The sequence below is a fragment of the Bacillus sp. VA13 genome, from assembly GCF_055710085.1.
The window spans coordinates 471,649-498,236 of record NZ_JBVQPP010000001.1; the positions used below are offsets into that span (position 1 = coordinate 471,649).

A 26,588-nucleotide genomic window follows, 5' to 3' on the forward strand; every position below is an offset into this window, starting at 1 on the left:
CTCTCCCCTTCCTTACTGCACTACCGCTTGTTTTTGTCCCGATGTTGCTGTATTCTGCTTTGGCTTCGTGTTGGCTTCAAATGCGAACATGACGGCTTCTTCATCTGATAAACCTGCAGCTTTTTGCTCTTCGATGCTCGCCAGCATTTGTTTATAGTTTTTCGGAATGACTTTGACAAATTTTTTCACGCTGTTTTCCCACTGATCAAGCAGGTCTGCCGCTTTTTGGCTGTTTGTATACCCAGCATGTTTTTCAAGCATTGCTTTAATTTGTTCGATTTCTTCCTCATCCTCTAATGATTCAAATAAAATCATTTCAAGATTGCATTTGCGTTTAAACGCTTTTACATCTTCGGCGAGAACATAAGCGATTCCGCCGGACATACCTGCAGCGAAGTTTTTGCCTACATCACCGAGTACGACAACACTGCCGCCAGTCATGTATTCACAGCCGTGATCACCGATACCTTCTACCACCACGTTCACACCGCTGTTCCGAACGGCAAAGCGTTCACCCGCACGTCCGTTAATGTATGCTTCTCCGCTTGTCGCGCCGTAGAACGCCACGTTACCGATAATGACATTGTCATCTGACGCAGAATTAAATCCTTCCGGTGACTTAACGATGATTTTTCCGCCAGAAAGCCCTTTTCCGACATAATCATTTGAGTCTCCGTCCAAATAAAGCGTCATCCCTTTAGGAACGAAGGCTCCAAAGCTTTGTCCGGCTGATCCGGTAAACTGCAGCTTGATCGTATCTTCAGGAAGCCCTTCTTCTCCGTAGCGTTTTGAAATTTCACTGCCTGTTATCGTTCCGGCTACACGGTTTGTATTGTTAATTGCGATAGAAACATCCGCTTCTTTTCCAGACTCGATGGCTTCTTGTACGGCCGGGAGAATCGCTGTGATATCAAGTGATTGATCAATTTTATGATTTTGCGGCGATTGGAATGTTCGTACGCCTTCAGGCTGATAAAGAAGTGTAGACAAATCAAGCTGGCTTGCCTTCCAGTGCGCCTTCGCGCGTTCACTCACATGAAGTACGTCAGTGCGGCCGATCATTTCATCAAATGTCTTGAAGCCTAACGCAGCCATGTACTCACGAACTTCTTCAGCAATGAACAACATATAGTTCACAATATGATCAGGATCTCCCATGAACTTTTTGCGAAGCTCTGGATTTTGTGTCGCTACCCCGACAGGACATGTATCCAAATGGCAGGCACGCATCATGACACAACCGAGTACAACTAACGGAGCCGTTGCGAAACCGAATTCTTCAGCTCCGAGCAAGGCAGCCATCACAACGTCCCGGCCCGTCATGAGCTTTCCGTCTGTTTCTAATACAACACGGTCACGGAGTCCGTTCAGCATTAATGTTTGATGTGCTTCTGCAAGGCCAAGCTCCCACGGAAGCCCTGTATGTTTAATACTGGTTTTCGGAGAGGCACCTGTACCTCCGTCGTAACCGCTGATTACAATGACATCGGCAGTCGCTTTGGCAACACCTGCAGCAATTGTACCTACGCCTGCTTTTGACACCAGCTTCACGCTGATTCTTGCGTCACGGTTGGCATTTTTCAAATCGTGGATCAGCTGGGCCAAATCCTCAATCGAATAAATGTCATGGTGCGGCGGTGGTGAGATTAATCCGACACCAGGCGTTGATCCACGGACATTGGCAACCCAAGGATATACTTTATTGCCAGGCAGCTGCCCGCCCTCACCCGGCTTAGCGCCTTGCGCCATTTTAATCTGCAGCTCATCTGCATTGACGAGGTAATGGCTTTTGACACCGAAACGTCCGGATGCAATTTGTTTGATTGCACTTCTTCTGTCATCGCCGTTTTCATCTGGAACAAAGCGTTTTGGATCTTCTCCGCCCTCACCGCTGTTGCTTTTTCCGCCAAGACGGTTCATTGCGATTGCTAAAGCTTCGTGCGCTTCCTTACTCAAGGATCCAAATGACATCGCACCTGTTTTAAAGCGTTTGACAATCGATTCAGCGGATTCGACTTCTTCTAATTTCAGCGGCTTGCGGTTTCCGTCAAATCCGAACAAGTTCCGTAAAAATCCGATTCGCTCTTCATCTGCCGCTTTTGTATATTGTTTAAACAGATTGTAATCATTCCTGCGGCACGCCCATTGCAAGGTATGAATCGTTTTCGGGTTAAACGCATGATGCTCTCCGCCGTTTCTCCATTGGAAGTCACTTCCTGATTCAAGCGTTTTGCTGAAATCATCCTGATACGCTTCCCGGTGGCGGCGCTGCGCCTCTTCCGCAATTGTTTTTATGTCGATGCCGCCGAGCTGTGATGCAGTACCTGTGAAATAGCGGTCAATTACATCACGGCTGATTCCTACCGCTTCAAAGATTTGGGCGCCTCTGTAACTTTGTACAGTTGAAATCCCCATCTTGGACATGACTTTTACGACACCTTCAGTAATGCTTTTTCCATATTTGCTGACCGCTTCTTCATAGCTGATATCCAAACGTCCTTCATCAATTTCCTGCTTGTAGGTCGCATAAGCGAGATAAGGATTAATCGCATCTGCGCCGTAACCGATTAATGCTGCAAAGTGATGCACTTCACGCGCTTCTCCTGATTCCACAATAATGCTGACTTTCGTACGCAGCCCTTTGCGGATTAAATGCTGATGCAGCGCGCTGACTGCCAGAAGCGGCGGAATTGGTGTCAGGCGTTCATTCATCTTTTTATCTGATAAAATTAACAGGCTTACGCCTTGGCTGATGGCTTTCTCTGCCTGTGTGAACATGTCCTTTAATCCGCGTTCAAGATCCTCTGAAAACAGCACATCGATTTTTTGGCTTTTTAAATCAGGATGAACAATCGTTTTTAATGCGTAAAATTGTTCGTTTGATAAAACAGGTGTATACAGTTTAATCCGGCGAACGTTTCGCTCACTCGGGTGAAGAAGATCGCCTTCTGCACCGAGCCACGTCATCGTTGATGTCACAAGCTGCTCACGAATCGCGTCGATTGGCGGGTTCGTTACTTGTGCAAACAGCTGCTTAAAGTAGTTAAACAGTGATTGCGCATGGTCTGACAGAACAGCAAGCGGCGCGTCATTCCCCATTGAACCGAGAGGATCTTTGCCTTCTTTAATGACAGGAATTAAATATTTTTGGATATCTTCATATGTGTATCCGAATGCCTTCTGGCGAGTAAGAAGATCTGTAAACTGTTCTTCCTCTCTTGATTCCGGATCAGGATTCACTTGCACAAGCTCTTCTTCAAGCCACTTTTGGTACGGGTACTCCGTTGCAATTTGTGTTTTGACTTCTTCATCCGAGATAATCCGGCCTTCTTCTAGGTCTATTAAAAGCATTTTTCCAGGTTCGAGACGGTTTTTATATAAAACGTTCTCCTGTTCAACTTCAATAACGCCTACTTCAGATGAGAAAATAATATAATCATCTTTTGTTACATAATAACGGGCTGGACGGAGACCATTCCGGTCAAGGATCGCACCGATTTGTTTTCCGTCAGTAAATGAAATGGCTGTCGGTCCGTCCCAAGGCTCCATCAGGGAACTATGGTACTCGTAAAACGCTCTTTTTTCCTTAGACATATGCGTATTTTCTGTCCAAGGTTCAGGAATGAGCATCATTGCTGTATGTGCCGGTTTGCGTCCAGCCATCACGAAAAATTCAAATGCGTTATCCAAAATGGAAGAGTCACTGCCGTCAGCATTTAAAATCGGCAGAATCTTGTTTAAATCCTCACCGAAGCTTTCAGATACAAATTGCTGTTCACGCGCTCTCATCCAGTTGATGTTTCCGCGAAGGGTGTTGATTTCACCGTTGTGAACCAAATAGCGGTTAGGATGCGCTCTTTCCCATGTAGGGAATGTGTTGGTGCTGAAGCGTGAATGGACAAGCGCAAAAGCAGAAACGAACGCTTCATCCTGCAGATCAGAATAAAACGCATCAACTTGTTCAGGTGTCAAAAGGCCTTTGTAAACGATGGTCTGGCTTGAAAGACTGGCAAAATAAAAATCAAAACCTTCCGTTACTCCCCAGTTTTCAGCCTGTTTACGAATGACATACAATTTTCGTTCAAAAGACAAATTGTCCTTCAGATCAGAACTTGCGCCAATAAATACTTGACGGACAAACGGACAGCTTTTTTGCGCTACTGTTCCGATTTTTCCGACATTTACAGGTACAGTTCTCCAACCAAGAACGACTTGGCCTTCTTGTTCAATCAGTGCATTGATTTGCTTTTCGATTTTTTTTCTTTCATCTTCCTTCTGTGAGAAAAAGACCATTCCTACCCCGTAACGCCCTTTTTCCGGCAGATTGATGTCTTTGCACTTTTTCCTAAAGAAAGCATCAGGGATTTGAACCAGTAAGCCGGCTCCGTCTCCTGTATCCGGATCACTGCCTTGGCCTCCTCTGTGGTCTAGCTGGCAAAGCATCTTAAGCCCTTGTTTGACGATGTCGTGAGTCTGCTTGCCCTTTAAGTGCGCATATAGGCCGATTCCGCATGCATCATGTTCAAATTCAGGACGGTAGAGACCTTGAGCTTTTGGCATTTGATTGTACGTCATAATTCCTCTCCCCCGATCAATTTCCGATAATACCGGTCATAAAATCTAACACTCTATAATCATTGTAGGTTTTCAAAACGATATAAACAATATATAATTTAGATCAAAAGAATCTCAAAATGAGATAGATGGATGTGAGAAAAACATGGAGCTGCGCCAACTGCGTTATTTTATGGAGGTGGCTGAAAGAGAACACGTTTCAGAAGCCGCTGATCATTTGCATGTGGCCCAATCAGCAATCAGCAGACAAATTGCAAATCTTGAAGAAGAATTAAATGTGACTTTATTTGAACGTGAAGGGAGAAATATCAAACTCACGCCGATCGGAAAAGAATTTTTAATTCATGTGAAAACGGCGATGAAAGCCATCGATTATGCGAAAGAACAAATTGATGAGTATCTCGACCCGCATCGCGGAACGGTAAAGATCGGCTTTCCTACAAGCCTTGCCAGCCAGCTTTTGCCGACTGTCATTTCAGCATTTAAAGAAGAATATCCGCACGTCGAATTTTTGCTGCGCCAAGGCTCCTATAAGTTTCTGATTGAAGCTGTCAGAAACCGCGATATTGATTTGGCTTTATTAGGGCCGGTGCCGACGAATTTCCCTGACATAGCAGGGAAAATTTTATTCACAGAAAAAATTTACGCGCTTGTTCCATTAAATCATCCGCTTGCCAAACAAAAAACGGTTCATTTAATTGATTTGCGCAACGACCAATTTGTATTGTTCCCGGAAGGATTTGTACTCAGGAAGATGGCAATCGATACTTGCAAACAAGCCGGCTTTGCTCCTCTCGTTTCTACGGAGGGTGAGGATTTGGATGCGATCAAAGGATTAGTGTCCGCAGGAATGGGCGTTACCCTTCTGCCTGAAAGCACTTTTGCTGAAACGACACCTCGTTTTACTGTGAAAATTCCAATTGAGTTCCCTCAAGTAAAACGGACTGTCGGGATCATTAAACCAAAAAACAGAGAGCTTGCTCCGTCTGCGAATGACTTTTATGAGTTTGTCATTCAATTCTTCTCTAAGCTGGAGCAGTATCAATAAAAAAACGAACCCGAGCTTCTATAAAAGAAGCTTCGGGTTTTTTTACTGCAAATTAATTTACAGGCAAAGATAAATCTACATGGCAAACAAATGCTTCCTGATCAATCACAGCTTTGTTTATCAATTCTTCCTTCTTTTCCGGTTCTTGAAGCTGTACAGAAGAATAATTGACGATTCCGAGCCCGATTTCTGCCCCTTGTGAATCCATCAGCCGAACAACTGATCCGCTTTTGAATTTTCCTTTAATCTCCTGTACACCGTCCAGATATAAACTCGATTGGCCGTTTGTTATTTTTCGGGAATAATCATCTGATAAAATCATTTCACCTTCCGGGCCAGAATTAAAAGCGATCCACTGCTCCTTTTGATTCAATGGAAGCGTTCCCTCTGCTTCAAAATAGGTGCCTTCCGCTACTTCATGAACGGCTTGATATAAAATATCACCTGCATCTGCCTGACCAAGAAATCCTTTAATTCCGGATGCCATTACGATTTTAAACGCATCAAGCTTAGAGCGCATACCGCCAGTGCCGACGCCGCTACCAGTGTCACCTGCACACGCTTCGATGTCAGGCGTTATTTCACTTACCCGCTCCATCCTTTTCGCTTCTGGATTTGTACGCGGATTGCCGTCATATAATCCGTCGATATCTGATAAAATCACAAGCATATCTGCATCAATTAATCCGGCGACTTTTGCGGCGAGCGTATCATTGTCGCCAAACTTGAGCCGATTGACGGTAACTGTATCATTTTCGTTGATAATCGGGATGATGCCGCGTTCGAGGAGTACATTCATTGTATTCCGGACATTGTTATACCGATATTCATCAGAAAAATCGCTTCTCGTAATTAAAATTTGGGATGCAACATAGCCGTGTGCCAAAAACAGCTTTGAATAAGCTTCCATCAGCAGGCCCTGGCCGATTGAGGCTGATGCTTGTTTTTCCGGAAGCTTTTCGGGTCTTCGGATAAATCCGAGCTTCCGATATCCCGCCGCCACTGCGCCCGAGGAAACCAAAATCACTTCATAGCCGGCGTCTTTGAGTTTGACGACTTGGTCGACCAACGCTTCTAATTTTCGAATGCTGATTTCTCCATGAAGGCTTGTTAATGAACTGCTTCCAATCTTCACAACGACTCTTTTCATGTTTGTATCAGGCGTCACTTTATCACTCCTGATAGCGGTGCCGCTGTTTTTTCGATATCGTCGCTGATTTCCTTTGAACGCTTAGCCGCATGCTTAATCGCTTGAGAAATCGCTTCTCCGCCGCCGCTTTTTTTCAAGGCTTGCAGTCCGGCAGCAGTCGTTCCGTTCGGTGACGTGATATTGTCTCTTAAGACCTCAGGCTGTTCTCCTGTTTCCATGAGCATTTTTGCGGCACCTAAAAGCGTCTGTGCGCCGATGCTTCGAGATAACTGTTTATCGAGGCCCGCTTCCTCGCCTGTCTTTTCAATGAATTCCATTAAATAATAAAAATACGCGGGGCCGCTGCCGGCAATTCCGGTGAATATGTCCATTTGATTTTCTTGGATGGTATAGACTTCACCCATGCATCCGAGCAATGCTTCAGCCAGCTTTTGCAGGTCTTCTGACACATACTTGCCAAGCGCAATGGCTGTTGCAGAAGCACCGATCATACTGGAGGTGTTGGGCATCACCCTGACAACCGGCTGTTGATTAAGCAATGATTGTTCAATAAAAGAGGTGGTTATGCCGGCAAGGACCGACAAGATTAATTGATGGGGTTGAATACGTGTTTTTAGTGATGACAGAGCGCTTTCGGCGTCTTTTGGCTTCATTGCCAAGATGAGCACATCCATGTCTTCAATACACATTTGGTTCGGTGAGGCGCCTTTGATTCCATATTGAAGTTCAAGTTCAGCTAATCGCTCTGTATTGCTGCGGTTTGTAACGCAGATGTTTTGTTTCGGGATTTTGTTGGCACGAACGATACCTGATATCATTCCTTCCGCCATAGATCCTGCTCCTATAAAGGCTACTTTTTTTTGATCAAAGATCGGTAACATCTCCTTTGTTCGCTTTTTTGTTCGCATTTTCACACGTTTAAAATGTTACCACGTGAGGAAATGATGTCAAGTGTGAAGGTCATCATTGATTTGTATTGTTTCTTTTCGACAAATATGTATAATGTAAAGCAGAAAACACCCGATGCACACTGCTGCGCGGGTGTTTGTTTCTATTAAAAATTATCTGAGAGCGCTTTTTCAATCAGTTTTTTACAGCGGTCCAGCTCAACCTTCAGCTGTTTTTTATATAGTTTGGCAGCCTCGTAATCTTTAAATTGATAGAGTACGACTTCCTGGAGCTTAGCCCCTTCTTTTTTTACTTTGATTTGCTTTAATATCCCGTCATCAAGAAGCTCATGCAAAGACCGGTATACTTCTGTGTGATTTGGTTTAAATCCAATCTCTTTAAATTCAGACCGAAGCACCTCAAGCAGCTTTAGTCCGTAAAGTCTTTCTTGCTCTGTCATCGTTATCATATAAAGTTTTAAAAATGCGCGCTGTTTAACTAAAAAGCCAGTTGAACTTCTTTTTTCCTCTTTCATCATATGCACCCCTTCTTCTGTCACTGAGAACACTATGTACTAAATATTCAATTTTATACTATTGGTTTCCTTCTTTATATTAAGGACTGTTAATCCAGTAATCCTCATATTTGCTGTTTATTATTGCAGCGGAATATAAAATAGGAATTGAACATTTGGTACACAGTTCATTTAGTTTTATTATAGCCGATCTTTACCGTTATCTTCAATGTGAAACGATTGTCCGATTTACATTTTCTTTATTTTGTGTCCATTGAATTGAAAAACAGGGTTTGGTAACGTATGGAGAAAGGAGATGATAGAATGACAAATCAAACTGCACACCCTTCAAAGGAAGAACGTTACGCCAACCTTATTCCGATGGAAGAATTGCACTCCGAAAAAGACCGGCTTTTTCCTTTCCCAATTTATGATAAGCTCCGGCGTGAGTCCCCTGTCCGTTATGACCAACAGCGGGATTGCTGGGATGTTTTCAAATACGATGATGTTCAATTCGTCCTGAAAAATCCCAAGTTCTTTTCATCAAAACGCGGCATACAGACTGAAAGTATATTAACAATGGACCCTCCGAAACACACCAAATTACGGGCTCTCGTCAACAGAGCGTTTACCCCAAAAGCAGTAAAACAACTCGAAACCCGCATAAAAGACGTGACAGCATTTCTCTTACAAGAAGCACGGCAAAAGAGTACAATCGATATCATTGAAGATTTTGCAGGTCCCCTCCCTGTTATCATCATAGCTGAAATGCTGGGCGCTCCGATTGAAGACCGCCACTTGATTAAAACATACTCCGACGTACTTGTAGCTGGAGCAAAGGATAGCTCCGACAAAGCTGTTGCTGACATGCTCCATAATCGGCGTGGCGGCCACGCTTTTTTAAGTGACTATTTCAGGGACATCCTGTCAAAACGAAGAGCTGAACCAAAAGAAGATTTAATGACAATGCTTTTACAGGCGGAAATCGACGGAGAACATTTAACAGAAGAACAGCTGATCGGTTTTTGTATTCTTCTTCTCGTCGCAGGGAACGAAACGACTACAAATTTGATTGCAAATGCAGTTCGCTATCTGACAGAAGACTCAGTGGTCCAACAGCAGGTAAGACAAAATACAGACAATGTTGCCAATGTAATAGAAGAAACGCTTCGCTACTATCCGCCTGTGCAGGCCATCGGGCGTGTCGCGGCGGAAGACACAGAGCTTGGCGGAGTGTTCATCAAAAAGGGATCTTCCGTTATCAGCTGGATCGCGTCAGCCAACCGCGATGAAGACAAATTTTGTGAACCTGATTGTTTTAAGATTGACCGCCCTTCCTATCCTCACCTCAGCTTTGGATTCGGGATTCACTTTTGCCTTGGCGCTCCATTGGCCAGGCTTGAAGCGAACATCGCTCTTTCCTCCCTTTTATCAATGTCAGCCTGTATCGAAAAAGCTGATCATGATGAAAAGCTTGAAGCGATCCCTAGTCCCTTTGTGTTTGGCGTTAAACGTTTACCAGTGCGGATTACATTCAAATAAAAAAGCCTGTCGCAAGACAGGCTTTTCATTTTTACGGATTTGTTGACCATAATCCCGCTGTTTTGATGAAAATTCGCGGATCTAATTTCAATTGTGCCACCATATATTCAGCAAGATCCTCTGGCTGCATAACCTTTTCAGGATTACCGTCAGTTAAGTTCAATTCAATAGACATATCACTAGCAACAGTGCTCGGCGTTAACGCGCTGACTCTGATATTATGCTTTCTCACTTCTTGCATAAGAGACTCTGTTAACCCGAGAACCGCAAACTTAGAAGCGCTGTAAGCACTAGTTGCAGCAGCTCCTCTTTGGCCCGCTGTAGACGAAATATTAATGATGTCTCCGGCTTTGCGTTCGATCATTTCCGGAAGCACCGCGCGAGTGACATGATACACACCCATTAGGTTGACTTGTATAATATTTTCCCACTCGTCAGCTGACAGATCTAAGAATCCGCCAAATTTGCTGATGCCAGCGTTGTTAATGAGGATATCGATATCACCGAGCTGTTCTTTCACTTGAGCTACAGCTTGGTTAACCTCTTCGGCATCTTTTACATCTGCAGCGGCAAATGCTGCTTTTACACCAAGCGCTTTGACTTCTTCAGCCACTTTTTCAACATTTGCGGCAGTCCGGCCGATTAACCCGATATTCACGCCTTCTTTTGCAAGCGCAAGAGCTGTAGCGCGGCCTATTCCTCTGCCTCCGCCTGTGATAAGAGCGGTTTTATTTTGTAAACTTTGCAATTGAAGCACCCTTTCTTTGTTTACATATGTACGATATCACATTATAAGTACAATAAATCCAATACGCAAATCAAACGAACTGTAAAAACATCATTTCTTCTGATTAAAAAAACGCAAACAGGGTAATGACATAAGAAAAGGAGTGAACATATGGTTATTGTTTATATCAGTCTCGCAGTATTGGCTATTTCTATCATTTATTTAGGGGCTAATGTGATTCAAAACAAGAAAAAAATAGATCCCGCACTAAAGGAGCTCACCTCTGTTACGCAGGCTATGCAAAAACAAGTCGAAGGATTAAAAACAGAAGCGCAGCTGCTGACACAGAAACAAAAGAAGATTCAGCAGGATGTCCAAATGAAAAAAAACGCATTTCAGCAGACAGCTGCTGAGGTAAAAGAAGTTCCTCAAGCAGTCAAAGAGGTGTGGCAGGCAGGCCATTTAAATAGCAGATAAAAATGAATGATATCCCATTGTTACGATCAGAATGGACAATGGGATATCATTTTTTGAGGAGGCTTGCGCATGATTGTAAACCCAAGCTGCTTAGAGGAGTTCAGAGAGAAACTGTATTCTCTTCCTTCGTCGCTTACAAAGTCTGATTTACTTGCTTCTCCATTTCGTCTCCATCAAGAAAACGAACTTTGCATCTACTATTCACCTCATAATGAATATATCAACCGGGCTGCCTCTATTGTGATTGCCGGAATCACGCCAGGTTTTTCCCAGATGAAAACAGCGTACAAAACAGCCGCCGAAAGCCTGCGGCAAGGCCGGTCTCTTGAGCAAATGGCAGTAGACACGAAAAAAGCAGCGGGTCTCTCCGGTTCGATGAGGCATAACCTTATCACGATGCTGGATTTTTGCGGGCTGCCGCAGGCGTTCGGCATTCAAAGCGCCGCACAGCTTTTTGGAGACTTACGGCATTTGCTTCATACAACTTCCGTTATCAAATATCCTGTCTTTATTCAGCAAAAAAACTATACAGGTTACAGGCCGGCTATCACTCGCTCACCTATCCTAAGCACCTATGCTTTTGAGCACTTCCCTGCGGAGCTCAATAAAGTGACGGGACCGGCTCTTCTCATTCCGCTAGGAAAAGCAGCCGAAGCAGTCTGTGAAACACTGCTCAGTCAGCACAGCTTCCGGAATTTTTTTTACCTACGCGGATTTCCCCACCCATCAGGCGCGAACGGCCATCGTTTGAAACAATTAAGTAAAAACAAAGAGCAACTAGAAAGACAAATTCGTTCCTTTGCTTCCTCAGGTTTGAATTCACTATAGAAAAGAGGAAATAAAAGGGATATGATAAACGAAAACACAAACTTGGGGAGTGGTGGAATGTTTCCTGTATTAGAAACGGATCGGCTTACACTTAGACAAATCAAAGATCAAGATGCAGAAGCCATTTTTGCTTGTTTTTCAAACCATGAGGTGACACGCCATTACGGAATTGAAAACATGGGATCTATAGAAGAGGCCATGTCAATGGTTCAATCGTTTGCCGGCCTTTATCAAGAAAAACGCGGGATACGGTGGGGAATTGAAAGAAGAGACACCAAAGAACTAATCGGAACAATCGGATTTCATGCTTTGGCTCAAAATCATAGGCGTGCAGAGATCGGTTATGAAATCATCCCGGCGCATTGGCGAAACGGATTTGCATTAGAAGCCATTTCAAAGGTTTTATCCTACGGATTTTCTGCCCTTGGACTGACGCGTATTGGCGCAGTTGTATTTACCGAAAATGAAGCATCAAATCGCCTGCTCGTAAAAATGGGATTCCAAAAAGAAGGGGTCTTAAGACAGTACATGTATCAAAATGGAGTCCCTTATGATACAAATGTGTATTCTATTTTAAAATCAAGAGAATGAACGGATGGCATTCTCTCGATCTGTATGTACATCCCTTCCCTTTAAATGTCCGATTCAGGACCTGTACCAGCTATGACATCTTGATTCTTGATCACTTCCTTCAAGATTTTCACCTCTTATGCTCATATAACTTACAAAAATAAAAAAGATGCATAGTGGTCTATGCATCTCATGTCTTTTTCCTCTATTCATAAATCCCTTTATTGGTCCTTCTTCTTGTGATAAAACCCCCAAGGAAACAAAACACAGCCGACCACATCAAAATATAGACAACCTGAGTTTTGTATTCCCACATTGAATGGCCCATTTCTACCCCGTGAATGAAAGTCATATACGCTTTTTGCGGCAGTATCGCACAAAGGGCATTCAATAATGGATGATGTGGAGCAAAAGAAATAAAACAGCCTGACAATACACACGTGATCACACTGATACCGCTCGTCATCAAACTGATGTTTCGCTCCATCAAAGAAGCCATGAAGATAGCGAATGCTGTTGCAAGCATAGAAATCCTTACATTACTGAACAAATGATAAAAAGCGCCCTAAGACAGGGCGCTTTCTGATTAAGATGCATATTGAGGAGACGTTTCCTCCTGTACTGCTTTTTCCTCAGGTATATGAATGCATTTCGTCATGACTGCACTCGCAAGATAAAGGACCGCAAAGATCCAGACGACGCCTTGCGCACCGACGAGACCGATGAACAGCCAAGCGAGCGCAGGACCGACAAACGCTGATAAACCTGCAGCCAAATTCAACACAGACATGGCCGCTCCTTTGTGTTTTCCGGCCACCGTCGGCACAATCGCACCGATCGGTACATAGCCTGCCAACAAACCTCCCCAAATAAAGCCGATCACGCTGACAACCGCTACACTTCCGCCGGAGAAAACAGGTGCATAATATAATAGGATGGTGAAAATACCGCAGCCGACTCCACCAAACCAAATAACGGTATTTTTCCAGCCGAATTTATCGCCGACAATTCCAAAGATAAGGTTAAACACAATGTTCCCCAGAAAAATCGTTCCCCAAACCTGCAGCCACACATTGGTTGAAATCCCGTGCTGAGCCATGTGCATCGGTAAAAAGACTGGGAAACCATATGTACCAATGCTGTTGATGATTCTGATGATTCCGCCTGTAAGCACCCGAGGATTCGTAAAAAGAATGGTAACTCCTTTTAAAAGTTCCTCGGCTGTTTCCGATCTTTTTCGTTTCTTCTTTTCAAAACGGTCTTTATTGATAAACAATGCGAAGATGGCACCGAGACATACCCAGAATATAGAGCTCCAAAGCGTATTCAAATAGCCGAACGCTTTGATCGCATAGCTTGAGTACCAAGCACCAAACACAAACATGCCGAGACAATATGCAATCCAAAACCAGCCGACAGCAGTGCTCAGTTTGTTTTGGGGTGTTCTGTAAATGACCCATGTCAAGAAAGAATAAGCAAAAAGCGGGTAGCCTAACCCTTTTACGAAGTAAGTCACATACATCACAGGAAGGTTAAGCTGTTCAAATCCAAACACGATAAAGGCAGCTGTACCGATCACATAAAACAACAGCCCCATAAACATCGTCCGTTTTGCGCCAAATGCTTCGAGACATACACCTGAAAACCAGGAAGCTATGGCAAGCGCAATCCCGTAAATGCTAAAAATTGAAGCGGATTGCTGAACCGTAAGTCCGTTTTCAATCAGAAACGGGCTGAGCCAACCTTGTTCAAGCCCGTCTCCCATCATAAACAAAACAACCCCTAAAAACCCCCAGGCAAGCCGCTTCGGTATTCCAATTTTATCTAACATATCTGTCTCCTCCTTAGATGCTGATATCAATTACCGTATTACCTTGTTAAAGCCGAAAATTAGTTCATTCCTTAAAACAGCAGCACATACCGCCTTATATCAACACTTTGCTTTCTGACTCTGAAAAAAAACGCTGTGTTTGCTTCCATTCCTCATATAAAGCCAGTTCGACCCGACAGTCCTGCGGTTCGATCACCCGGATATTTGCTGACATCTCTTCCGTCAATTGAAAGGTTTCATTGCAAATGACTGCAGCGCCAACGACAGATGCCTGATGATATCCCTCTTGAACATAGATTTTTTTCTGAAGAAGGTCCGCGATATATTGAGTGAGTGCTTTGCTTTGGAATCCTCCTCCGCACACCCAAACAAAGTCACGTTCAAACGGAGTAACCTTTGTTAAAATGTCAAAGTTCCATTTGATCGAAAATGCGATCTCTTGCAGCGCCGCACGTACAAAATGTGCTCTCTTTAAATTTGAGGAAAGCGGGGCATCAAAAAGAAATCCGCCTCTCGTTAACGCATTCTTTTCTGCCGATAAGTAAGAACCGAGAGCCGCCACACACGCATTGTCTTCTTTAGCAAGGGCAGAAATCTCTTCCTCCATCACTTCGTACGATTCATTTGGATAAAATATCTGTTTTAATTTTTGATAATTCAGGCCGGTAATTCCCGGATTCGTTTCCACAAGCCAATGTCCTTGATCTGTATGGCAGTTCAGCCATGCTTTATGTTTTGTGTCGCCATGATCAGCAGTAATTTTGGTTATTGGCGTTGTTGTCCCTGATACGATGACAATGTCCTCAAGCGCAGCGCTAGTGCTTTTCACAGCCAGTTGTGTATCACCGCCCCCTGCTATAACCTTAGCAGTTATAGAAAGGCCTAATTCGGTTGCATATTCATTTGTTATCGTTCCAATCGCTGTTCCCGCTCTTACAAGAGGCGGAAGGATGGATGGTGAAAAGCCGAATATGCCGCACATCTCTTCTGACCAAGTGTTTTGCTTCACGTCAAACAACAGGGTTTCAGTTGCCTGCGATGGTTCATATGTCAAAATTCCGCTCAGCTGATATGTCACCCAATCACTGATGCTTGTAAAACTAGCAGTCTTTTCCCATAAAAAGGGCTGACGCTGTTTTAAACCATAAAGCTTGAGCGCAGAAAAAAGTGCAGTCGGGAGGCGGCCTGTGCGGATGTATATTTCTTCCTGATTGGGTATACTCTCCTCCCACTCACGGCCGCGATTATCAATGTTCGGCAGCCCGAGAAAAGAGTCGCCATTTTGATCGATCAGAACAATCCCCTGTCTTTGACTTGTCGATGTCAAACCAATAATGTCAATATCACCTGAACGAGAAAGCGCACGTTTTGCCAGTTTCATCACTTGCTTCCACAGCACCTGAGGAGAAAAATAACGGCTGTCCGGGTAAAGCGTCTCGGTAGCATACACGATGTCCTCCCTTTCAACCGTTTGAACGCTGCCCGATACACTTACGACCGCTACTCTCGCATTCCCTGTGCCGATATCAAAAACGAGATAGCCTTTTTGTTTTTTCATTCCTGTAACCTCCTCTCTTAAACCTCTGTTTTCAGCTCATCTTTGTTATACAGTGTCGGAATATTAAGAGTTTTTTCAACCTTCCACTTTTTGAGGGCTTCGTTCAGGATCGTCACGTGATGATCTTCTACTTCAAAGGTTGCTCCAGCGAGATGCGGTGTTGCCAGAACATTAGGCAATGAAATGTATTCGTAATCTGATTCCTCTGGAGGTTCATGATAAAAAACGTCTAAAATCGCTCCTCTGATTTTTTGTTCTTTTAATACAGATAAAAGATCTTCACGGTTTACCACAACTGCTCTTGAAGTATTGACGAAAATCGCACTCTCTTTCATCAGATCAAAATACTTCCGATCAATAAGTCTCAGTGTTTTCTCAGTACGAGGCAGATGGACAGAAACGATATCACTGTCTGAAAACACCGTTTTGAGAGATACTTTTTCATACAGCGGATGATCGTCTTGTACGTATGGATCGTAATACTTTACTTTACAGTCAAACGCTGTCAGCAGTTTTGCAATCCTTTGACCAACCGCGCCGAACCCAACCATGCCGACCGTTTTTCCCGTTAATTCGTTCCCTTTAAATTTGACATAAGCCTGCAAGTAATCGCTGTCCCATTTTCCATCCTTCAGCCATTGATTAGAGGAGCTGGTATGGCGGAGAAAGGAAATCACATTACCGATAAACATTTCAGCAACCGCTTGTGCATTCCGCCCGGGTGTATAGAAAACGGGTATACCTCTTTTTGATGCTGCGGCCACATCCACATTGGATGGCATTCCTCTGCACACGCCCACAAATGAAAGTTCTGGAACAGATGCAAATACGCTGTCTGTTACTTGATCAAGCTCAGTAATCAAGCCTGTCGCATTTGTTGCTTTTAGCAGCTGAATGAGTTCATCTTCCCCGTATGCCCGGCCTTGTTCCTTCCAGGGATGATAAGTAACTGAGCCGAACAATTTTTCAAGCTCTTTTCGTCCTTCTTCGTTGTACGGTGCCGTAACCAAAACCGTCATGGTGCAAAACATCCTTTTCATCATATTTTTTCATAAAAAAATCTCTTTCCGAAGATGGAAAGAGATTCATGTATAAGCGTGCCCTGTTTACAGACAGACGCTGGTATAAACCTTGCTTTCCTATCTTTCAAGCTGACGCTTGCTGGAATTGGCACAATAATGTTGCCGAGGTTTCATAGGGCCAGTCCCTCCACCTCTCTGGATAGAAAATGTTGAGTATGTAATTTTCAGAATGAAGAATACGTTTATCATAAAGAAGTCTCAGATTGATGTCAATCTCTTTTTTCAGAATTGACGTTATCATCCGAAATGTTATAATTCTTACAAAATATCTAACTAGAGAGAGGAACTGGGCCATGAAATCTTTTGCCACACAACAAAACGGCATTTTTAAATCCGTTTGCTCGCTTGACTGCCCGGATCAGTGCGGATTGTTAATACATAAAAAAGACGGAAAAATTGTGAAAGTCCAAGGTGATCCTGATCATCCTGTCACAGCCGGAAACATATGCAACAAAGTCCGAAACATGACGGAGCGCATCTATGATGAAAAGCGGCTGACTACACCGCTTAAACGGACAGGTGCGAAAGGCCAAGCGATATTCGAACCGATTTCTTGGGAAGAGGCAATCGATACCATTACCTCCCGCTGGAAACAGCTGATTGATGAAGAGGGAGCTGAAAGCATACTTCCGTACAGCTTTTACGGAAATATGGGGAAATTAACAGCTGAAGGTATGGACCGCCGCTTCTTTTACCGCATGGGTTCGAGCCAGCTCGAAAGGACGATTTGCAGCAAAGCAGGATCAGAGGGCTATAAATATACAATGGGTATAAGTGCGGGAATTGATCCTGAGAAAACCATTCATACGAAACTATTTATTTTTTGGGGAATCAACGCGGTCAGTACAAATATGCACCAAATTACTATCGCCCAAAAAGCACGAAAACAAGGTGCCAAAATTGTCGTGATTGATGTTCATAAAAACCAGACAGGACGTCTTGCAGATTGGTTTATTCCCATAAAACCCGGAACCGACAGCGCACTTGCTCTTGGCATCATGCACATCTTATTTAAAGAAAACCTTCATGATGAAGCATTTCTGTCTGAATACACAGTCGGCTATGAAGAGCTCCGTGAACACGTGAAACAGTATGATCCGGAAAAGGTATCACTGATCACCGGTGTCAGCACCGAAGATATGTATCAGCTGGCAAGAATGTACGGCGAAACCTCCCCTGCTTTTATTAGAATCGGAAACGGACTTCAACACCACGATAACGGCGGGATGATTGTACGGACGATTGCCTGTCTTCCGGCGGTTACTGGCCAATGGCTGCACACAGGGGGCGGCGCAATTAAGCATAACAGCGGAATTTTAGAATATAACACAAATGCCTTGCAGCGGCCTGACTTACTGAAGGGGCGCACACCGAGATCATTTAATATGAATCAGCTGGGCAAAGTGCTTTTGGAAACAGATCCGCCGATTCGTTCTCTTTTTATTTACGGGACGAATCCAGCCGTTGTCGCTCCAGAAGCGAATAAAGTCAGACAGGGCTTGCTGCGGGAAGACTTGTTTACTGTGGTTCATGATTTATTTTTAACGGAAACGGCTGCATATGCGGACATTGTACTGCCTGCAACATCCGCTTTTGAAAATACTGATTTTTATACCTCCTACTGGCACCATTACATTCAGCTTCAGCAGCCAGTGATTGAGAAATATGGAGAAAGCAAGTCTAACACCGAGGTGTTCCGATTACTGGCTGAAGCAATGGGGTTCACAGACCAGGAGCTCAAAGATTCAGATGAAGAATTAATCCGCCAGGCGCTTGACCATCCAGATAACCCATATTTGGCGGAGATTGATTACGATTCACTTACTAAGCATTCATTTATGAAAGCGAAACGCGAAAAGCCGCTGTTTCCAGGCGAACTTCCGACTCCAAGCGGAAAAATAGAATTATACTCAGAGAAAATGAAACAAGCCGGTTTCCCGGCTTTACCGACACATACGCCTCTTACATGCGATGACGAATATCCGTTTATGTATGTTCCGGGGCCAAACCATAATTTCTTAAACTCAACGTTTTCCAACAATGCGAAGCACATCAAGCTTGAAAGGACGCCAAAGCTCTTTATCAACACAAAAGATGCTGAAGAACATGGAATCATTGATGGGGATCCTGTACGAATTTGGAACGGTCGGGGAGAATGCGAGCTGGCCGCTGCAGTCGGAGAACAAGTGCTGCCCGGGGTCGTAGTCAGCCAAGGATTATGGGCGGATGAAACAGGAAAAAAACAGCTTGTAAACGCGCTTACCCCAGACCGCTTGTCCGATATGGGCGGCGGCGCCACCTTTTTTTCAGGACGTGTACAGATTGAAAAAGCATGAACAAAAAAATGTCCAAAGCACATTCTGGCAGTTTTTTTGGTTGATAATGAAACCCGGAGTATGCCAAGCCCGTATAACATAACATCGACATAATGGAGGCATGCATATGGACGTTTTTTTAGGAATCGGTGTTGCTTTAGCTGGATATTTTATCGGTGAAGGCTTAAAGCAAATGAACCATCCAAAAGCATATGAAAAAAGTGATACCTTTCTTATAAAAGAACGAGATATTCACTTTTACATCGGACATTTTTTAGGAATAACGACAACTGAGGCTAAACAGTTAGCCGGAGACATGACAGACATTCCATACATTGAAATAAACGGAAAAAAATATGTACAGAAACATATGTTAAAAGAATGGACATTCACATTAATTGAGAAACATCAGGGTGAATAAAGCAAATCTGAGGAGAGCGAGATTCATTGTCACGCTCTTCTCAGTTCAGATGTATAGTCAGCTGATCATCCTCTCAGTTCAAACATCGATTCTATTTTAAGTAAACTTGTAAAGATACATTCTGATTGCCGTAAGACCAAACGGTGTTTTCAATTTTGAGGTTCTGGCTGAATGTTTCAATCCATACCTGTTTTGAGTTTAATAAAAGACAATTGCGCTGAGTTAAGCGTCACTTCTTCAATCTGCTCTTTTTTTGATACACAAATACAACTTTTTATGGTATCTCCGTCTTTCGCCATATTCATCTTCAATGTCTCCCCTTTATGATTCGTAGAATGCCACTCATCTAAAATTTTTTAAACTTTATTTCGATATCCATGTCATTTCTCGTACAGTGCCTCCCCTTTTTTCTAAAACGCGAACCTGATTTACTTTATATTCCCGGTAAGCTGCACACGTTTATAAAGGATTAGAGAATCCCAAAACCAGTAAATCACTGCTGATGCCATACTTAACATATAATAAATATTTGATTGGAATATCCATGATATTGAAGCAGGCTCATTGATAGCATAAAACAGGAATACAGAAATGAAAGCGAGTACAATGTAAAACGATAGATACATTAAACTGAATGTTCTTGCTGTTTTCTGCAAGATCATTTGCAGCGGAAAAGCAAAAAGCCCAAACATCATAAAACCATATAATAAAGCAAGTGCTCCTGTGAATAAAGCGATCATCAGCATGTGATAGGTGACGAGAGAATAAAATCCGAAAAGCAAACCAAAAGAAAGGCTGGATAGTCCTAACGTCATAAGCTGATATGATACCATTTTGTTCATTTTTTCACCTCCTAATTGACTTTTTAATGGTGGCTGTTACGTTTACATGCAGATTCCTTCCCTAACCTGTCCTAATCTCTGCTTCTTTTTCAAACGTTTTGTACAGTGTTTCCCAGCTTTAGACAGCTTCTTCATATACGAAGTGTGCTAATAAAAGGTTTCAAAAACGACCGAAGGTAAAGCCTCTCTGGCTTAAATGGGAAAGAGTCAACGAAAAAAAGCGAATGAATACCTGCCTAACAGACAGAATAAGAAGAGTTGATATTCAACACTTTTCGTAAAGGGGTGACACCAATGAGTAAAAAAGGAATTCAAAATTCAAGTATTGAGCAAATAAGAAATGACCATGAGACTGAAACAGCTTTTAAAGTAGATGATCCTAAAAAACATGGTTCTGATTCTAAAAGAACGAAATAAGTTTCGCCTTAATCCCATATGACACAGTTAAATTTTAATAATTTGGAGTGAGTAAAGTGACTCAAAAAAATGGAGCAGACAGACCGGATGACTACAAAAGATTTTCTTCAATTGACAAGGAATATGATTTCCAGCAGACTTTAAATGAAAGTGGTAAGACAGAAAATGCAAACGCTGAAACGCAAACTCATAATAAAGAAAACATAAATGACACCATAGATGTGGCTGGAAAATATTTCGATCCCTCAGATTATAAAGGAACCACGCAATTGGAAAAAGGATTGGCTGAAACTCATGAACAAGTCAATGATGACTATTTTGAAGGGACTATTGATCAAAATTTGGACTAGTCATTTAATACGGAGCTAACTTTAAAGAAGTAAGTTAGTTCCGTTTTCATAGTGAAAATACCTGTCAATGCTAACATCATACCAGCTTCTGATATTGAGGAAGCTTAAAACCCCACCGAATAAGGTGGGGTTTTAACGTCATGTAACCTAATTAATATTTAAAACGATGAATGACCGTTTGAAGTTCTTCCGCCAACTTGGATAGAGATTCTGCAGCATAAGAGATTTCCTCCATTGAATGAAGCTGTTCCTGTGATGATTTTGCAACCGCTTCTGTATTTGCTGACGTTTCTTTTGTACCAGCGGCTAATGTATGAACTGTATGCTGAATTACTTCAACGCCTGATGTAAGCTGCTGTGTTGCCGCTGCCACTTCTTGTATTTGAGAAGTGACCTGTTCCACCAAATTCAGTATTTCATTGAAATTCCCTGTTGTCTCTTGAGAAAGAACAATACCTGAGCTCACATTTTCTTGAACAACCTTAATGTTATTCACCGTTTCAATTGATTCATTTTGGATGGTTGTGACCACCGATTGGATGTGATGGGCTGATTTATTCGTTTCATCGGCCAATTTCCGAACTTCTTCTGCCACCACAGCAAATCCTTTTCCTTGTTCTCCGGCTCTGGCCGCCTCGATCGCTGCATTCAGTGCCAGCAAATTTGTCTGCTCTGAAATATTTGTGATTAGCGAAGAAATATCGCTGATTTCTGCTGTGCTCGCTACCAATGCCTGCAAGCCACTGCCGGCTGAATCGACAGATTTATCAATGAACTTCATCTGATCTAACATTTTGTTGACGGATTGAGATCCTATTTCAGCCTTGTCTCTCATCGACGAAGAAAGATCCGCTATGTTACCTGTATTTGAAGCAACAGATGATATACTGTCTAATAATTCAGTAATGGATTCCGCGCTCTTTTCTGTCATTGAGCTTTGCTTCACATTGCTGTCGGCAACCATCTGCATTGCTCCGGAAATATGTTCAGAAGTTGATTTCGATTCTTCCGCGCTTGCCGATAATTCCTCGGAAGATGCAGCGACTTGTTCAGATGAGCTGCTGATCTGCTTCACAATTTGAGTTAATGAATGGGTAAAAGAATTGAAAGATTGAGCAAGCTGCCCAAATTCGTCCTTATTTTTCACAATGACTTTTTTGGTTAAATCCGCCTCGCCATGAGCAATTTCCTCCAGCTGCCTATTCATACTTCTTAATGGCACCATAATGGACTTTAACAACAATAAGCTTAAAACAATGCCTACCATTATTGATACCACTGTGACAATGATGATGAACCATTGACTCATTTCCCCATTGCTGTGTATTTCACCTTTTAGATCCTCCACCTCTTGATCCAGGCGATCAGACAGCTTATTGACAGCTGGATCTACAACTTCTTTTCTTAACGTTCTTTCTTCTCCAAAATGAATGGTTTCTGCTTTTTTAGGGTCTGAAGAATAGGCTTTTAATACTTGCTGATTTAAAGCTCTATACTGAATAATACTTGTTTTAATGTCTTCAATATTTGATTGATATTTCTCTTCATCAATCAAGTCATTGACTCGATCCAGGCTCATTAAGGCATCGTCTGCTTTTTCCTTCATTCCCTCTTCATATTCTTTGTCTCCGGTAATCAGAAAACCTCTTTCATCATTTGATAAACCGGCCAATCGATATTGGATGTATTTCATTTCTTTTTGGAATTCCATTTTGTCTTTAAGTTCTTCATTCTTTTTCACAGTAGAAGAAATCATAAAAACGGAGGAACCTCCAATTCCAATCATTGAAAGAACTAATATTGATACAATCCCCAGCAATTTTGTTTTCACTTTCATGTGTCGTTTTCCCTTTCTGCACTATGTATGATCGAAATAGCTATTCGCTTACTCCCATGTCAATAATATCGACATGTTTTATCAAGTTTTATAGTGATGTCTTATCCAGTACATAAGCAAATTGTTTACATCTCTGGACAATGCAGAAAAACACGAAAGACATTTACTGCCTTGTCTACATAGTATTTCAATTTGCTCTTTTTATTCAGACATACTAAAAAAGGCTTTTCCTATCTCAAATTAGCTGAACAGGCTGTTCTTTCGAAAATATAATACAATACGCAGCATGATGTGAAGGAGCGAAACGCCAAATGGGGATCATCAATGGAAAAGAATTCATTGACCGATTAAATAAACTTGAAAACGAAATATGGTATGATGGCGAAAAATTAGAGGGTAACATTTCTGATCATCCTGCATTTAAAGGAATACTCAAAACGAAAAGCTCGCTTTATGATTTGCAAACGAAGGATGAGTTAATCAATGAAATGACTTATCACCTTCCTGGAGATCTTGATCGAATCGGTCTCTCATATCTTCAGCCTAAAACCAAAAGTGATTTGAGAAAAAGAAGGAACATGATAGAACATTGGGCTAGACATACTCATGGAATGATGGGGAGAAGTCCGGATTATATGAATACGGTCATGATGAGCTTTGCATCCTCATCAGAGCTTTTAAGAGATAAAGAAAATTGCTTTCCGGAACATATTCTAGACATGTATCAGAAAGCTGCTAAACACGATCTTTCCTTTACCCATACATTCATTACCCCCCAAGTGAACCGGTCACAGTCCTATTTGGTGCTAAGTGAAAAACCGATATCTGCTAAAGTGATCGATAGAACTGAAAAAGGATTAATTATACAAGGTGCACGTTTGCTTGCGACTCAAGGCGGGTTAACTGATGAAATCTTGGTTTTTTCGGCACCGAAATTTTATTTTGAAAAGGATGAAGCTTTTGCATTTTCGATTCCATCTAATACAAAAGGTGTCAAATTCATCACAAGAGAATCATTTGTATTAAGCGATTCTGCCTTTAATCATCCCTTAAGCTCAAAGTATGAAGAAATGGATTCAATCGTAGTTTTCGATCACGTGTTAGTGCCATGGGATCGTGTGTTTTTTTACGATAATGTTGAAGCAGCTAAAGACTTTATGACGAAAAGCTCCTTTCATGCCTTTACCTTTCACCAGGTCGTCATTAGGCAAATGATCAAAATTGAATTTCTATTAGGAGTTGCACAGCTTCTGGTCGACACTATTAATGTTTCTGAATACCAGCACATACAAGAAAAGCTCTCTGAAATCATTGTTGGATTGGAAACAATTAAAGCACTTATTGACAAATCAGAAAATGATGCTCAGTTAGATGAATACGGCTATATGCGTCCCAGTTTGATTCCTCTTCAAGTCATCAGTACGATCATTCCTGCTCTATATCCTCGATTTACTGAAATCATACAATTAATTGGCGCTAGCGGAATGGTGACGCTGCCGACAGAAAGTGCGTTTGACTCAGAGATACGGGAAGATCTTGACCAATACCTACAAGCAACTAATACAAACGCTGAAGAGCGTGTGAAAATGTTCCGCTTAGCGTGGGATTTAACAATGAGTTCATTCGGAACAAGGCAAACACACTACGAAAGATACTTTTTCGGAGATCCTATTCGGATTTCAAGCAGACTGTACACCAGTTATCCAAAGCAGCAGCAAGTAAACATGATTAAAGCGTTTTTACATGCAGATGTTGATGATTGATATCTAATCTCTTCATGTAACGAAATGAAAAAAACAGCGGGAAAGGTCCGCTGTTTCGTATTTTTTATTCAGGAAACTGTACATGTCCCGGTACTGTATATGCATTAGACGTGCCGCTTTCAGGCAGCTTCGGAATGGTATCTTTCACAATTTTTCCGCGGATGTCAGTCATTCTGACTTTGAGAGAGCCTGTCCCTACATTAGTGCTGACAAAATGGTTATAGTCCATTTTCTCCATGTTAATCCACTTACCATCCTTTTCATATTCCATTTTCATCACAGGATACTTGTGATTTCTGACTTGAATTGCAGCCCACCATCTGCTGCTGCCTTCTTTGATCTGGTACGTAAAGTTGCCGCTGATTGGGGCTTTGACAACACGCCATTTAATATTGATTTTTCCGTCTTTCATATCGCCGATTTTTCGGAAGGCATTAGGTGACAGATCAAGAGCTCCCCGAGCGCCTTCAGGATACAGATCGGTAACGTAGACAATTGTTTTTCCTTTTGGCCCTTCAACTTCCAAATAAGAGCCAGCAAGTGCCGCTTTCACTCCCCCGTAATTGAGATCTGCAGGATTTATTGCTGTAATCTCCATATTGGAAGGAATGGGATCCAGCAGGAAAGCTCCTCCTGAATAACCTGACCCTGTATACGTTGCATAGCCTTCATGCAGGTCGTCATATGCTGCCGAAGCTTGCGGGGAAAAACAAAAGATCATCAACAAAACCATACCAACAATTGCACTGATATTCTTTTTCATAAATCTCCTCCTCAATCCAGACTTCAAATGAGAATCATTATCATTATAAGACTCAATCCATCTGGTTTGAAAGAGGAAATAGATTCATAGATGATTTTAAGACAGATTCACTATCATTCATATATCAAAGGAAGGGTTTTTATGAAAAAGTCAATACGAATGAATGAGTATACCCATCAGCCAAATTCCTTATTTTTATTTGCTGAGCTGTATTCTCATAGCCATAAACGAAATGAAACGAGCTGTTGGCCTGATATCAGTTATTATTTTTCCCCGCTCAGTTTCAACTTAGCTGTCATCATGATGCCAAATATCAGCACAATCGGAACCCAAATGATGATATCATAAAAATCAGGCTCAGCTAAAGCTACAATAATAGCCCCCACACAATATAAGATAATAGCCAGCGCTCTTAACACAGCATCTCTTAAGAATGTCTTCTTCTGCTTCTTAAAAAACAAACGGCCGGATAAATCCTCTAAAAGAGAAGCCAATGTTCCGGTCAACACAGTTGAAGAAATACCTGCGATCCCCAGCTTTTTAGCTGCTATTGTTTGAATCCCCATGGAAATGCTCAAGAGAATAATAAGAATGTATACAGGAACAAAAGCCGAATAAAAAGAAAGACAAGCAAAGACAAACAAAATGAATGCTTCAAGTGCCAGCGCTTTTGTCACAGCAGAAGGCCAAAGGGTATTCTCTGCCTTTCCGACCATCAGTGTTGAAATAATCACGCCGCATATAAATCCGATTAGCGCAGTCAAAGAATTAAAAACTGTAACCTGAAGGGATTTGCCGATCGCTAACCCAAATAATACAATATTTCCAGTCATATTCGCTGTGAACACATGTCCCAGGCTTAAATACCCGATTACATCCACGATTCCAGCTGTTAAACATAAAAGTGAAAGCAAGGTGTTTCGATAAGCTGCTGCAGTCAACGGTGCATCAATCCTTTCTTCTGTTTCAATTGTTAGGTGTGTCTTTTAGCGCAATCTGTATTTTAAATAACCCGGCATTAATTAGGAAGATAGAACCTATCATTCCTTTTTATTTACTGTAATAATAATCCTTGAGAGGAAATTATTAC

22 protein-coding genes, 1 pseudogene and 1 riboswitch are annotated in these 26,588 nt (G+C 42.3%); of the genes and pseudogenes, 10 read left to right on the forward strand and 13 right to left on the reverse strand.

The annotated features are described in order from the left end of the window. Positions 1 to 12: 12 nt before the first annotated feature. Entirely contained in the window at positions 13 to 4,575 is a 4,563-nt protein-coding gene (gene gltB, locus AC0C66_RS01945) for a glutamate synthase large subunit (protein WP_014113981.1), read from the reverse strand. Between the two features lie 145 nt (positions 4,576 to 4,720). Between gltB and gltC the strand changes: the two genes are divergently transcribed. Continuing rightward, complete coding sequence (gltC, locus tag AC0C66_RS01950) at positions 4,721 to 5,623, forward strand: glutamate biosynthesis transcriptional regulator GltC (RefSeq protein WP_014113982.1); 903 nt, start codon at positions 4,721 to 4,723, stop codon at positions 5,621 to 5,623. Between the two features lie 52 nt (positions 5,624 to 5,675). Here the strand turns inward: gltC and proB are convergent, their stop codons facing one another. The 3 genes from proB to rtp all read right to left on the reverse strand — a co-directional run bounded on the left by proB (position 5,676) and on the right by rtp (position 8,196). Continuing rightward, complete coding sequence (gene proB, locus AC0C66_RS01955; RefSeq protein WP_014113983.1) at positions 5,676 to 6,791, reverse strand: glutamate 5-kinase; 1,116 nt, start codon at positions 6,789 to 6,791, stop codon at positions 5,676 to 5,678. Beyond that, a complete protein-coding gene (gene proC / locus AC0C66_RS01960; protein ID WP_079288164.1) occupies positions 6,788 to 7,681 on the reverse strand; it encodes a pyrroline-5-carboxylate reductase in 894 nt (297 codons plus the stop codon). The genes proB and proC overlap by 4 nt, the downstream gene beginning before the upstream one ends. Positions 7,682 to 7,827: 146 nt before the next feature. Continuing rightward, positions 7,828 to 8,196, reverse strand: coding sequence for a replication termination protein (gene rtp, locus AC0C66_RS01965; protein WP_003220337.1), 369 nt, complete (start codon positions 8,194 to 8,196; stop codon positions 7,828 to 7,830). Positions 8,197 to 8,499: 303 nt separating this feature from the next. On the opposite strand from rtp, the gene AC0C66_RS01970 reads away from it, so the two are divergent. Further along, a complete protein-coding gene (locus AC0C66_RS01970) occupies positions 8,500 to 9,717 on the forward strand; it encodes a cytochrome P450 (RefSeq protein ID WP_472973479.1) in 1,218 nt (405 codons plus the stop codon). Positions 9,718 to 9,748: 31 nt separating this feature from the next. Here the strand turns inward: AC0C66_RS01970 and AC0C66_RS01975 are convergent, their stop codons facing one another. Further along, positions 9,749 to 10,465 carry a 3-ketoacyl-ACP reductase gene (locus tag AC0C66_RS01975; RefSeq protein ID WP_014113987.1) on the reverse strand — a complete coding sequence of 239 codons (717 nt, stop codon included), beginning with the start codon at positions 10,463 to 10,465 and terminating at the stop codon, positions 9,749 to 9,751. A 150-nt stretch (positions 10,466 to 10,615) separates the two neighbouring features. Here AC0C66_RS01975 and AC0C66_RS01980 point away from each other — a divergent pair, with 150 nt between their 5' ends. The 3 genes and pseudogenes from AC0C66_RS01980 to AC0C66_RS01990 all read left to right on the forward strand — a co-directional run bounded on the left by AC0C66_RS01980 (position 10,616) and on the right by AC0C66_RS01990 (position 12,340). Further along, a complete protein-coding gene (locus AC0C66_RS01980) occupies positions 10,616 to 10,921 on the forward strand; it encodes a DUF948 domain-containing protein (protein ID WP_014113988.1) in 306 nt (101 codons plus the stop codon). A 69-nt stretch (positions 10,922 to 10,990) separates the two neighbouring features. Beyond that, positions 10,991 to 11,763 (forward strand): annotated as a pseudogene (locus tag AC0C66_RS01985) (hypothetical protein). Positions 11,764 to 11,806: 43 nt separating this feature from the next. Continuing rightward, positions 11,807 to 12,340, forward strand: a complete 534-nt coding sequence (locus AC0C66_RS01990; RefSeq protein ID WP_072183207.1) for a GNAT family N-acetyltransferase — start codon at positions 11,807 to 11,809, stop codon at positions 12,338 to 12,340. Positions 12,341 to 12,905: 565 nt separating this feature from the next. On the opposite strand, the gene AC0C66_RS01995 is transcribed toward AC0C66_RS01990, so the two are convergent. The 3 genes from AC0C66_RS01995 to AC0C66_RS02005 all read right to left on the reverse strand — a co-directional run bounded on the left by AC0C66_RS01995 (position 12,906) and on the right by AC0C66_RS02005 (position 16,751). Beyond that, positions 12,906 to 14,150 (reverse strand): RbtT/DalT/CsbX family MFS transporter, encoded by a 1,245-nt coding sequence (locus AC0C66_RS01995; protein ID WP_461845578.1) that lies wholly within the window; start codon positions 14,148 to 14,150, stop codon positions 12,906 to 12,908. A 94-nt stretch (positions 14,151 to 14,244) separates the two neighbouring features. Then, entirely contained in the window at positions 14,245 to 15,708 is a 1,464-nt protein-coding gene (locus AC0C66_RS02000) for an FGGY-family carbohydrate kinase (RefSeq protein ID WP_072183205.1), read from the reverse strand. Between the two features lie 17 nt (positions 15,709 to 15,725). Beyond that, entirely contained in the window at positions 15,726 to 16,751 is a 1,026-nt protein-coding gene (locus AC0C66_RS02005; protein ID WP_072183204.1) for a 2-hydroxyacid dehydrogenase, read from the reverse strand. A gap of 93 nt (positions 16,752 to 16,844) precedes the next feature. Further along, positions 16,845 to 16,936, reverse strand: a riboswitch (SAM riboswitch). Positions 16,937 to 17,083: 147 nt separating this feature from the next. On the opposite strand from AC0C66_RS02005, the gene AC0C66_RS02010 reads away from it, so the two are divergent. Both AC0C66_RS02010 and AC0C66_RS02015 read left to right on the forward strand, forming a co-directional pair. Next, a complete protein-coding gene (locus tag AC0C66_RS02010) occupies positions 17,084 to 19,126 on the forward strand; it encodes a molybdopterin oxidoreductase family protein (protein ID WP_461845579.1) in 2,043 nt (680 codons plus the stop codon). Positions 19,127 to 19,232: 106 nt separating this feature from the next. Continuing rightward, positions 19,233 to 19,526 carry a hypothetical protein gene (locus AC0C66_RS02015; RefSeq protein WP_014113998.1) on the forward strand — a complete coding sequence of 98 codons (294 nt, stop codon included), beginning with the start codon at positions 19,233 to 19,235 and terminating at the stop codon, positions 19,524 to 19,526. A gap of 176 nt (positions 19,527 to 19,702) precedes the next feature. Here AC0C66_RS02015 and AC0C66_RS02020 read toward each other — a convergent pair whose 3' ends face one another. Together AC0C66_RS02020 and AC0C66_RS02025 are read right to left on the reverse strand one after the other, a co-directional pair. After that, positions 19,703 to 19,831 (reverse strand): hypothetical protein, encoded by a 129-nt coding sequence (locus AC0C66_RS02020; protein WP_461845580.1) that lies wholly within the window; start codon positions 19,829 to 19,831, stop codon positions 19,703 to 19,705. A gap of 123 nt (positions 19,832 to 19,954) precedes the next feature. Next, positions 19,955 to 20,368, reverse strand: coding sequence for a UPF0715 family protein (locus AC0C66_RS02025; protein ID WP_461845581.1), 414 nt, complete (start codon positions 20,366 to 20,368; stop codon positions 19,955 to 19,957). Between the two features lie 294 nt (positions 20,369 to 20,662). Between AC0C66_RS02025 and AC0C66_RS02030 the strand changes: the two genes are divergently transcribed. Continuing rightward, on the forward strand, positions 20,663 to 20,785 hold the full coding sequence (locus AC0C66_RS02030; RefSeq protein WP_061186352.1) for a hypothetical protein: 123 nt from the start codon (positions 20,663 to 20,665) through the stop codon (positions 20,783 to 20,785). A gap of 56 nt (positions 20,786 to 20,841) precedes the next feature. Beyond that, complete coding sequence (locus AC0C66_RS02035) at positions 20,842 to 21,135, forward strand: YozQ family protein (protein WP_088679190.1); 294 nt, start codon at positions 20,842 to 20,844, stop codon at positions 21,133 to 21,135. Between the two features lie 151 nt (positions 21,136 to 21,286). On the opposite strand, the gene AC0C66_RS02040 is transcribed toward AC0C66_RS02035, so the two are convergent. After that, positions 21,287 to 22,972: a methyl-accepting chemotaxis protein gene (locus AC0C66_RS02040; RefSeq protein ID WP_088679191.1), complete on the reverse strand. Its 1,686-nt coding sequence runs from the start codon at positions 22,970 to 22,972 to the stop codon at positions 21,287 to 21,289. Positions 22,973 to 23,283: 311 nt separating this feature from the next. On the opposite strand from AC0C66_RS02040, the gene hpaB reads away from it, so the two are divergent. Continuing rightward, entirely contained in the window at positions 23,284 to 24,735 is a 1,452-nt protein-coding gene (gene hpaB, locus AC0C66_RS02045; protein WP_461845582.1) for a 4-hydroxyphenylacetate 3-monooxygenase, oxygenase component, read from the forward strand. A gap of 64 nt (positions 24,736 to 24,799) precedes the next feature. Here hpaB and exlX read toward each other — a convergent pair whose 3' ends face one another. Further along, a complete protein-coding gene (exlX, locus tag AC0C66_RS02050; protein ID WP_072183200.1) occupies positions 24,800 to 25,498 on the reverse strand; it encodes an expansin ExlX in 699 nt (232 codons plus the stop codon). 263 nt (positions 25,499 to 25,761) lie between these two features. Continuing rightward, positions 25,762 to 26,439, reverse strand: a complete 678-nt coding sequence (locus AC0C66_RS02055; RefSeq protein WP_088679193.1) for a YoaK family protein — start codon at positions 26,437 to 26,439, stop codon at positions 25,762 to 25,764. Positions 26,440 to 26,588 lie beyond the last annotated feature (149 nt).

Excerpts from the sequence above, each read along its gene's own strand:
- gltB (WP_014113981.1), bottom strand. The coding sequence starts at position 4,575 with ATGACGTACAATCAAATGCCAAAAGCTCAAGGTCTCTACCGTCCTGAA.
- gltC (WP_014113982.1), top strand. The coding sequence starts at position 4,721 with ATGGAGCTGCGCCAACTGCGTTATTTTATGGAGGTGGCTGAAAGAGAA.
- proC (WP_079288164.1), bottom strand. The coding sequence starts at position 7,681 with ATGCGAACAAAAAAGCGAACAAAGGAGATGTTACCGATCTTTGATCAA.
- rtp (WP_003220337.1), bottom strand. The coding sequence starts at position 8,196 with ATGAAAGAGGAAAAAAGAAGTTCAACTGGCTTTTTAGTTAAACAGCGC.
- AC0C66_RS01970 (WP_472973479.1), top strand. The coding sequence starts at position 8,500 with ATGACAAATCAAACTGCACACCCTTCAAAGGAAGAACGTTACGCCAAC.
- AC0C66_RS01980 (WP_014113988.1), top strand. The coding sequence starts at position 10,616 with ATGGTTATTGTTTATATCAGTCTCGCAGTATTGGCTATTTCTATCATT.
- AC0C66_RS01990 (WP_072183207.1), top strand. The coding sequence starts at position 11,807 with ATGTTTCCTGTATTAGAAACGGATCGGCTTACACTTAGACAAATCAAA.
- AC0C66_RS01995 (WP_461845578.1), bottom strand. The coding sequence starts at position 14,150 with ATGTTAGATAAAATTGGAATACCGAAGCGGCTTGCCTGGGGGTTTTTA.
- AC0C66_RS02000 (WP_072183205.1), bottom strand. The coding sequence starts at position 15,708 with ATGAAAAAACAAAAAGGCTATCTCGTTTTTGATATCGGCACAGGGAAT.
- AC0C66_RS02005 (WP_072183204.1), bottom strand. The coding sequence starts at position 16,751 with ATGATGAAAAGGATGTTTTGCACCATGACGGTTTTGGTTACGGCACCG.
- AC0C66_RS02010 (WP_461845579.1), top strand. The coding sequence starts at position 17,084 with ATGAAATCTTTTGCCACACAACAAAACGGCATTTTTAAATCCGTTTGC.
- AC0C66_RS02015 (WP_014113998.1), top strand. The coding sequence starts at position 19,233 with ATGGACGTTTTTTTAGGAATCGGTGTTGCTTTAGCTGGATATTTTATC.
- AC0C66_RS02020 (WP_461845580.1), bottom strand. The coding sequence starts at position 19,831 with ATGAATATGGCGAAAGACGGAGATACCATAAAAAGTTGTATTTGTGTA.
- AC0C66_RS02025 (WP_461845581.1), bottom strand. The coding sequence starts at position 20,368 with ATGAACAAAATGGTATCATATCAGCTTATGACGTTAGGACTATCCAGC.
- AC0C66_RS02030 (WP_061186352.1), top strand. The coding sequence starts at position 20,663 with ATGAGTAAAAAAGGAATTCAAAATTCAAGTATTGAGCAAATAAGAAAT.
- AC0C66_RS02040 (WP_088679191.1), bottom strand. The coding sequence starts at position 22,972 with ATGAAAGTGAAAACAAAATTGCTGGGGATTGTATCAATATTAGTTCTT.
- hpaB (WP_461845582.1), top strand. The coding sequence starts at position 23,284 with ATGGGGATCATCAATGGAAAAGAATTCATTGACCGATTAAATAAACTT.
- exlX (WP_072183200.1), bottom strand. The coding sequence starts at position 25,498 with ATGAAAAAGAATATCAGTGCAATTGTTGGTATGGTTTTGTTGATGATC.